This window comes from Luteimonas sp. 8-5 (genome assembly GCF_029763755.1).
Classification (GTDB): Bacteria; Pseudomonadota; Gammaproteobacteria; order Xanthomonadales; family Xanthomonadaceae; genus Cognatiluteimonas.
On the sequence record NZ_JARUVM010000060.1, the window covers coordinates 20,343 to 28,208 of the forward strand.

8 protein-coding genes are annotated in these 7,866 nt (G+C 69.5%); 6 read left to right on the forward strand and 2 right to left on the reverse strand.

Translation table 11 applies throughout. The features are described from left to right. Positions 1-22: 22 nt before the first annotated feature. Both QAA18_RS08000 and QAA18_RS08005 read right to left on the reverse strand, forming a co-directional pair. Positions 23-481 (reverse strand): hypothetical protein, encoded by a 459-nt coding sequence (locus tag QAA18_RS08000; protein ID WP_279412412.1) that lies wholly within the window; start codon positions 479-481, stop codon positions 23-25. Between the two features lie 102 nt (positions 482-583). Continuing rightward, entirely contained in the window at positions 584-2,752 is a 2,169-nt protein-coding gene (locus QAA18_RS08005; RefSeq protein ID WP_279412414.1) for an adenosylcobalamin-dependent ribonucleoside-diphosphate reductase, read from the reverse strand. A gap of 341 nt (positions 2,753-3,093) precedes the next feature. On the opposite strand from QAA18_RS08005, the gene QAA18_RS08010 reads away from it, so the two are divergent. Genes QAA18_RS08010 through QAA18_RS08035 form a run of 6 tightly spaced genes read left to right on the forward strand, consistent with a single transcriptional unit; the run spans position 3,094 to position 7,738 of the window. Further along, entirely contained in the window at positions 3,094-4,536 is a 1,443-nt protein-coding gene (locus QAA18_RS08010; RefSeq protein WP_279412416.1) for a Do family serine endopeptidase, read from the forward strand. Between the two features lie 38 nt (positions 4,537-4,574). Then, entirely contained in the window at positions 4,575-4,937 is a 363-nt protein-coding gene (locus QAA18_RS08015) for a hypothetical protein (protein ID WP_279412417.1), read from the forward strand. A gap of 5 nt (positions 4,938-4,942) precedes the next feature. Further along, entirely contained in the window at positions 4,943-5,485 is a 543-nt protein-coding gene (locus tag QAA18_RS08020) for a phage holin family protein (protein WP_279412418.1), read from the forward strand. Further along, the gene (locus QAA18_RS08025) at positions 5,482-5,880 is read left to right on the forward strand and encodes a hypothetical protein (protein WP_279412419.1); all 399 of its coding nucleotides are present in this window, start codon (positions 5,482-5,484) and stop codon (positions 5,878-5,880) included. The genes QAA18_RS08020 and QAA18_RS08025 overlap by 4 nt, the downstream gene beginning before the upstream one ends. After that, on the forward strand, positions 5,877-6,974 hold the full coding sequence (locus tag QAA18_RS08030) for an AI-2E family transporter (protein ID WP_279412420.1): 1,098 nt from the start codon (positions 5,877-5,879) through the stop codon (positions 6,972-6,974). The genes QAA18_RS08025 and QAA18_RS08030 overlap by 4 nt, the downstream gene beginning before the upstream one ends. A gap of 35 nt (positions 6,975-7,009) precedes the next feature. Further along, a complete protein-coding gene (locus tag QAA18_RS08035) occupies positions 7,010-7,738 on the forward strand; it encodes an HAD-IA family hydrolase (RefSeq protein WP_279412421.1) in 729 nt (242 codons plus the stop codon). Positions 7,739-7,866: the final 128 nt, after the last annotated feature.

The window sequence follows — 7,866 nt, forward strand, 5'->3', positions numbered from 1 at the left end:
CGAGTCGCGGCGTCCGCCGCTCCTACGTTTTGGCGGCCTTCTTCGCGGCCTTCTTCGCGGCCTTCTTTGCAGTCTTCTTCGGGGCAGCCTTCTTCGGGGCAGCCTTCTTCGCGGCCTTCTTCGGAGCGGCCTTCCTTGCAGCGGCCTTCTTCGGAGCAGCCTTCTTCGCTGCGGCCTTCTTCACCGCAGCCTTCTTCGGCGCGGCCTTCTTCGCAGCCTTCTTCGCGGTCTTCTTGCCGGCGCCCTTGCGCTTGAGCGCCGCGGCTTCCTTCTTCGCGCCCGCGCTCGCGGCGGCGAGCTTCTTCTTCGCCGTGCCCACCGCCTTCTTCGCCGCGGTGGTCGCCTTCTTCGCGGTCTTCTTCGCCGACTTCACCGCCTTGCCGGCGCGCTTGGTCACCTTGCCGCCGACCTTCTTCGCCGTTTCGGCGACGGCCTCTGCCGCGCTGGTCAGGGTCGTGGCGACCCCATTGCCGTTGCTCATGGTGCTTCCTCGTCAGGTCTGTTGCGGGCGGGGCGCCCGCACGCGGAATGTAGCGCGAAGCGGGCGGCGTGTATGCATCCCCCGGACCCGGGCCAGGACCGGTCAGAACTTGCCGTAGTAGCCTTCCTTGAGGGCGTCGAACAGGTTGGCGGCGGTGTGCATTTCCCCGTCGTACTCGATCTGCTCGTTGCCCTTGACCTCGACCAGGTTGCCGTCCTCCAGCTCGAACCGGTACAGGGTGTTCTCCAGGTCCGCCTCCTTGACCAGCACGCCCTGGAAGGCGGCCGGGTTGAAGCGGAAGGTGGTGCAACCCTTCAGGCCCTGCTGGTGGGCGTAGCGGTAGATGTCCTTGAAGTCCTCGTACGGGTAGTCCGTGGGCACGTTGGCGGTCTTGGAGATCGAGGAGTCCACCCACTTCTGGGCGGCGGCCTGGACGTCGACGTGCTCCTTCGGGGTGATGTCGTCGGCCGAGACGAAGTAGTCCGGCAGCCGGGCGGCGGCGTCCTCGGCGAAGGGCATCGCCTTCGGATTGACCAGCTCGCGGTAGGCCAGCAGCTCGTAGGACCAGACGTCGACCTTTTCCTTGCTCTTCTTGCCCTCGCGGATCACGTTGCGGCTGTAGTGGTGGGCGAACGACGGTTCGATGCCGTTGGAGGCGTTGTTGGCCAGCGACAGCGAGATCGTGCCGGTGGGCGCGATCGAGCTGTGGTGGGTGAAGCGCGAGCCGTGCTCGGCCAGGGCCTCGACCAGTTCCGGCGCGACCGTGGCCACCTGCTGCATGTAGCGGCTGTAGCGCGCGTGCAGGACCTTGCCGGCGATCTTCTGGCCGACCTTCCAGCCGTCCTTCTTCATCTCCGGGCGCTTGCGCAGCATCGCGGCGGTGACCTCGAACTCCTCGTCCATGATCGGCGCGGGGCCCTTTTCCTGCGCCAGCGCCAGGCCGGTTTCCCAGCCAGCCACGGCCATCTCGCGGGCGATCTGCTCGGTGAACTCGCACGACTCCTTCGAGCCGTACTTCATCTTCAGCATGGTCACCGTCGAGCCCAGGCCGAGGAAGCCCATGCCGTGGCGGCGCTTGCGCAGGATCTCGGCGCGCTGTTCGGCCAGCGGCAGGCCGTTGACCTCGACCACGTTGTCGAGCATGCGGGTGAACACGCGCACGACCTCGCGGTATTCCTCCCAGTCGAACGCCGCTTCGTCGGTGAACGGCTTGCGCACGAACTTGGTCAGGTTGACCGAGCCCAGCAGGCAGGCGCCGTACGGCGGCAGCGGCTGCTCGCCGCAGGGGTTGGTGGCGCGGATGTTCTCGCACCACCAGTTGTTGTTCATTTCGTTGACGCGGTCGATCAGGATGAAGCCCGGCTCGGCGTAGTCGTACGTCGAGACCATGATCATGTCCCACAGGTGGCGGGCGCGGATGTGGCCGTAGATGCGGCACGCGACCAGGCCGTCGTCGCGGGTGATGTAGTTGCGGCTGGTCGGCCACTCGCGCCACACGACCTTGTCCGCGTCGGCCAGGTCCAGGTCGCCGGCTTCCTTCTGGTTGATCGGGAATACCAGCGGCCAGTCGCCGTCGTTCTCCACCGCCTCCATGAAGCCGTCGGTGATCAGCAGCGACAGGTTGAACTGGCGCAGGCGCCCGTCCTCGCGCTTGGCGCGGATGAAGTCCTTCACGTCCGGGTGGCTGACGTCGAAGGTGCCCATCTGCGCACCGCGGCGGCCGCCGGCCGACGACACGGTGAAGCACATCTTGTCGTAGATATCCATGAAGGACATCGGGCCGGAGGTGTACGCGCCGGCGCCGGCGACGAAGGCGCCGCGCGGGCGCAGGGTGCTGAACTCGTAGCCGATGCCGCAGCCGGCCTTCAGGGTCAGGCCGGCCTCGTGGACCTTGTCCAGGATGCCGTCCATCGAATCCTCGATGGTGCCCGACACGGTGCAGTTGATGGTGCTGGTGGCCGGCTTGTGCTCCAGGGCGCCGGCGTTGCTGGTGATGCGGCCGGCGGGAATGGCCCCGCGGCGCAGCGCCCAGACGAAGCGGTCGTTCCAGTACTTGCGCAGCTCGGCGGTCGGCTCGGCGTCGGCCAGGGCACGGGCGACGCGCTGGTAGGTGCCGTCGATGTCGGCGTCCACGGGCTCGCCGGCCTTGGTCTTCAGGCGGTACTTCTTGTCCCAGATGTCCTGGGACGCCGGCTGCATCGGGATCGCCTTGTCTTCGCCTTGCATGCCTTCCGCCGTAGGGGCCACCGCCTCCAGCCGCACTGTACTCATCCCGTCGTTACTCCCTCGTCGTGCGCGGATCGGCCGCGTCTTGTTTTGTGGCTTTTCGTGTTTGTCAGGCGCTTGCCTGGCCGCTTTCGAGCGCGTTTGCCGTTGATGGCGCCCGATTCGCGTAACCCCATGACTTGGGACCCCGCCGCGGAACCGACCCCAACATGTTGTGGCGAGCCGGGGTCCCAAGCTATCCGCGACCCTGCATTCTGTCAACCGTTGCAAAACCCTTTCCGGGAAACTTCAGGACCGGTTCGGCGGTCGCAGCCGAAACTGAATAAGCTGGTCGAGCGAAGGCTTCGAAACCGGCCCTTCACCCCTTGCAAAGGATCATGTTCAGGATGCGTCCCGTCCCGCTTTTCCTCGCCCTGGTCGCCGCCGCCGCGTTCGGCGGCTTCGCCGCTACCGCACTGCAGCACCCCTGGCGCGAAGCGCGCGCCGAGGCGCTCGCGCCGGCCGCGGCGACCGTGCCGGCCGCCGCCGCCCTGCCCAGTGCGGTGGCCGGGACGCCGCTGCCGTCGCTGGCGCCGATGCTGCAGAAAGTCCTGCCGGCGGTGGTCAGCGTGCACAGCAAGCAGCGGGTGCGGATCAACAATCCGTTCGCCAACGATCCGTTCTTCCGCCGCATGTTCCCCAACATCCCGCAGGAGCGGATCAACCAGTCGCTGGGCTCGGGCGTGATCATCGACGCCGCCCAAGGCCTGGTGATCACCAACCACCACGTGATCGAGGGCGCCGACGAGGTGTCGGTGACCCTGGCCGACGGCCGCACCATGCAGGCCGAGTTCGTCGGTTCCGATCCGGACACCGACGTCGCCCTGATGCGCATCCCGGTGCCCGAAGGCGCGCCGCTCACCGCGCTGCCGATGGCCGACAGCTCGGGCCTGCAGGTCGGCGACTTCGTGGTCGCGGTGGGCAATCCGTTCGGCATCGGCCAGACGGTGACCTCGGGCATCGTCTCGGCCGTCGGGCGCACCGGGCTGCAGGGCCTGGGCTACCAGAACTTCATCCAGACCGACGCCTCGATCAACCCGGGCAATTCCGGCGGCGCGCTGGTCAACCTCGACGGCCAGCTGGTCGGCATCAACACCGCCAGCTTCAACCCGCGCGGCTCGATGGCCGGCAACATCGGCCTGGGCTTCGCCAGTCCCTCGAACCTGGCCAGCGACATCGTGCGCCAGCTCAAGACCACCGGCGAAGTGCATCGCGGCAGCCTGGGCATCGACACCCAGGACGTCGACGCGCGCATCGCCGACGGCCTGGGCCTGGACGACGCGCGCGGCGCAGTCGTGACCCGCGTCTACCCGGATTCGGCGGCCGCGGCCGCCGGCATCCAGGTCGGCGACGTGATCGTGGCCGCCAACGGCCAGCGCATCGACGACCGCGACACCCTGCGCAACTTCGAAGGCCTGCAGGCCGTCGGCGCGAAGGTCACCCTGGACCTGCGCCGCGACGGCGAGCCCATGCAGGTGGCCACGACCCTGCGCGAGCAGCCGCGCACCCTGCCCGGCGCCAGCATCGATCCACGCCTGGCCGGCGCGACGTTCTCCGAGCTGCCCGCCGCCCAGCGCCAGGCCGGACTGGATGGCGTGCTGGTCGAGGACGTGGCCGGCGGCAGCCGCGCCGCCGCCAACGGCCTGCGGCGCGGTGACGTGGTCATCGCGTCCAATAGTGGACGCTTCGACGACCTGGCCGGCTTCCGCCTGACCTTCGCCGACCAGCCGCAGCAGCTGGTCCTGCGGATCATGCGCGGCGGCAACCGCGGCGACCTGCTGATGCGCTAGACGAACCGAAGACGAACGACTACCACAAGGAGATCGACATGCCACCCAGCGCCACCGACAACATGAAGTCCAACCTCGGCCAGACCGGCAGCCACCTCAAGGACGCCGCCGGCCATGCGGGCGAGGCGATCAAGGGCGCCGCCTCCGCGGCGGGCGAGGAAATGCGCCTGGGCAAGGCCCAGGTCAAGGGCGACCTGGCCGACAGCGCGCTGTCGGGCATCGCCGCGCTCGAGCAGGCCGGTGCGGCCAGCCGCGAACAGATGGACGCGCTGATGGACAAGAGCCGCGACCTGATCGACAGCGCCTCGGAGCTGATCCGCGAGCGTCCGCTGGCGTCGTTCGGCGTCGCCTTCGCCGCCGGCTGGATCATCGCCAAGCTCGCGCGCAGCGGCGACAAGTAAGCGCCGTGTCCGAATCGGGGGAGCGCGAGCCGGGGCCCGACAAGGCGCCAGGCATCGACGAGGCCGTGCGCGAGCTCGGCGCCACCTCGCGCGCCACGCTGCGCGCGGGGCGCGACGCCGGCAAGGCGTTCCGCATCCTGGTATCGGCCGACATCGCCCTGGCGCGCAGCGCGTTCGGCCGTACCCTCGCGCTCACCGGCGTGGCGATCGCCTTCGGCGCCTCGGCCTGGCTGCTGCTGATGGCGACGCTGATCGTCGGGCTCACCCGGGGCCTGGGCATGCCGTGGACGCTGGCGCTGCTGCTGACCGCGCTGTTGAGTGTCGGCGCGACGGTAGCGGCGGCCTGGGGCGCGATGCGTTATTTCGAACACACCCGCTTCAAGGCCACGCGACGCCAGCTCGCGCGCCTGGGCATCGGCGAACTGGCCGGCCTGATGCCCGACGCCGGCACGCCCGTTTCCGGCGAAGACGCGGCCGAAGCGGTCGCCGAAGCCACGGAGGACAAGCCGGTGAAGAAGGGCCTGGGTATCGACGTGACGCCGCCATGAGTTTCGACGCGCTCATCCGCAAGGTGCAGCAGGCCGAGGCCGCGCTCGAGGCGCAGGAACGCGCGGCCGCGGCGGACTGGCGCCAGCTGCGCCTGTCCTGGCGCGAGCTGTGGACGCCGGGACGGATCGTGCTGGCCGGGCTGGCATCGGGTTTCCTCAGCGGACAGGCGCGCGCCTTCCGCTTCACCGGTGGCGGCGGCGCGCTGCAGTTGCTGACCGCGCTGTCCGGACTGTTCGCCGCCGAAGGCGCGCAGGCGGCCGCGAACGAGGCCAGCGACGCGGCCGACGACGTGGCGCAGGACGATGCCGCCCCGGCTGCATCGGCGCCCCGTGCTTCGCAGGATCCATCGCACGAAGACACGCAGCGGCGTTACCGCGAAGCCGGCCTGCCATGAACGCCACGCCCGGCGACGCCGAAGACAGCCCCAGCCCCCCGCTGGCGCCGGTGCGCCCGCGCGCCTCGACCGCGCTGGTGGTACTGGCCACCATCGCGGTCGGCTTCACCCTCTGGGCGGCGCAGGGTCTGTTGCTGCCGGTGCTGCTGGCGATGTTCTTCGCCCTGGTCGGCAATCCGGTGATCCGCCTGCTACGGCGACTGTACGTGCCACGTTTCCTGGCCGCGCTGCTGGTGCTGCTCGCCGGCCTGGCCGGCACCGGGCTGCTGGCGCAGCAGCTGATCGCGCCGGCCGGCGAATGGGTACGCCAGGTGCCGCGCGAGATGCGTTCGCTCGCGCCCAAGTTGCGCGACCTGACCAAGCCGGTCCAGGAAGCCAACAAGGCCGCGGTGAACATCGCCCGCGCCGCCGGCGGCGAGAGCACTTCGCGACCCGTGGAGGTGGTCCGCACGGAGGTCAACGATCCGTACAAGGCGCTGACCGCGACACCGCGCATGATCGCCTCGGTGCTGGCGGTGGTGCTGCTGACGTTCTTCTTCATGGTCTACGGCGCCAACCTGCAGCGCAACGGGCTTGCCTTGCTGCCCGACCGCCAGCAGAAGCGGGTCACGGTGGAGATCCTGCAATCGATCGAGCGCGAGATGTCGCGCTACGTGCTCACCATCACCCTGATCAATGCGCTGGTCGGCCTGGCCCTGGCCGGCGCGCTGTATTGGCTGGGCATCCCCGGCGACGAAGCACTGTTGTGGGGCACGATGGCGGCGCTGCTGAACTTCGCGCCCTATGTCGGCCCGCTGATCGGCATCCTGGTGATGCTGCTGATGGGTTTCGTCGCCTTCGACGACCTGTGGCAGTCGCTGGCGCCGGCCGCGATCTACCTGGGTTTGCACACGCTCGAGGGGCAGCTGGTCACGCCGATCGTGCTGGGAGCGCGCATGCGGCTTTCGCCGCTGGTGCTGATCCTGGCGCTGATGGTGTTCGGCTGGCTGTGGGGCATCATCGGCCTGCTGCTCGCGGTCCCGCTGCTGGTCTGCGTCAAGATCGTCCTGACCAAGGTCGAGGGGCTCGAGGGCTGGGCGCGCCTGCTGGAGTAGGCCCGCGCCATGCGCACGACCGATAGAATGACCGCGTGAGCTTCCATGTGCGCGCCATCACCCTCGACCTCGACGACACGATCTGGCCGATCGCGCCGGTGATCGTGCGCGCCGAGAACGCCCTGGGCGCATGGCTGCGCGAACACGCGCCGCGGACCGCCGCCCGTTTCCCGCTGGAGGCGATGCGCACATTGCGCGACGAGGTGGCGGCCGAGCACCCGCACCTGGCGCACGACTTCACCCGCCAGCGGATGATCGCCCTGGAGCGCATGCTCGAGGCCGCCGGCGACGACGTGGCGCTGGTGCAGCCGGCTTTCGACGCGTTCTTCGCCGCGCGCTGCGAAGTCGAGCACTACGAAGACAGCCTGGATGCGCTCGACCGACTGGCCGCGCGCGTGCCGCTGGCGGCGCTGAGCAACGGCAACGCCGACCTGCAGCGCATCGGCCTGATGCACGTGTTCCGCTTCCAGCTGGGCGCGCGCGAGCACGGCGCGGCCAAGCCCGCCGCGAGCATCTTCCACGCCGCATGCGAGCAGCTGGGGTGCGAGCCCGGTGTCGTCCTGCATGTCGGCGACGACGTCGAGATGGACGTGCTCGGCGCGCATCGCGCCGGCCTGCGCACCTGCTGGATCAACCGCCGCAACGGCGACGGCCAGGCGCGCGCCTGGCCGCGCGACGATGTGCGCCCGGACCTGGAAGTCGCCGATCTCGGTGCGCTGGCCGACTGGCTGGATGCATCCCCTGCCCCCACGGAACACCCATGAGCACAACCCAAGGATCGAACCCGGCGCAGGCCGGCACGCCGCGCCCGCTGCACCTGGTGACGCGCGAGGAACTCGCTGCCTGGCGCGGCCGGCAACCGCGGTCGCTTGGCCAGTGGATGGAAGCGCAC

Coding starts and splice junctions, on each gene's coding strand:
- QAA18_RS08025 (WP_279412419.1), top strand. CDS start 5,482: ATGAGTTTCGACGCGCTCATCCGCAAGGTGCAGCAGGCCGAGGCCGCG.
- QAA18_RS08000 (WP_279412412.1), bottom strand. CDS start 481: ATGAGCAACGGCAATGGGGTCGCCACGACCCTGACCAGCGCGGCAGAG.
- QAA18_RS08030 (WP_279412420.1), top strand. CDS start 5,877: ATGAACGCCACGCCCGGCGACGCCGAAGACAGCCCCAGCCCCCCGCTG.
- QAA18_RS08005 (WP_279412414.1), bottom strand. CDS start 2,752: ATGAGTACAGTGCGGCTGGAGGCGGTGGCCCCTACGGCGGAAGGCATG.
- QAA18_RS08010 (WP_279412416.1), top strand. CDS start 3,094: ATGCGTCCCGTCCCGCTTTTCCTCGCCCTGGTCGCCGCCGCCGCGTTC.
- QAA18_RS08015 (WP_279412417.1), top strand. CDS start 4,575: ATGCCACCCAGCGCCACCGACAACATGAAGTCCAACCTCGGCCAGACC.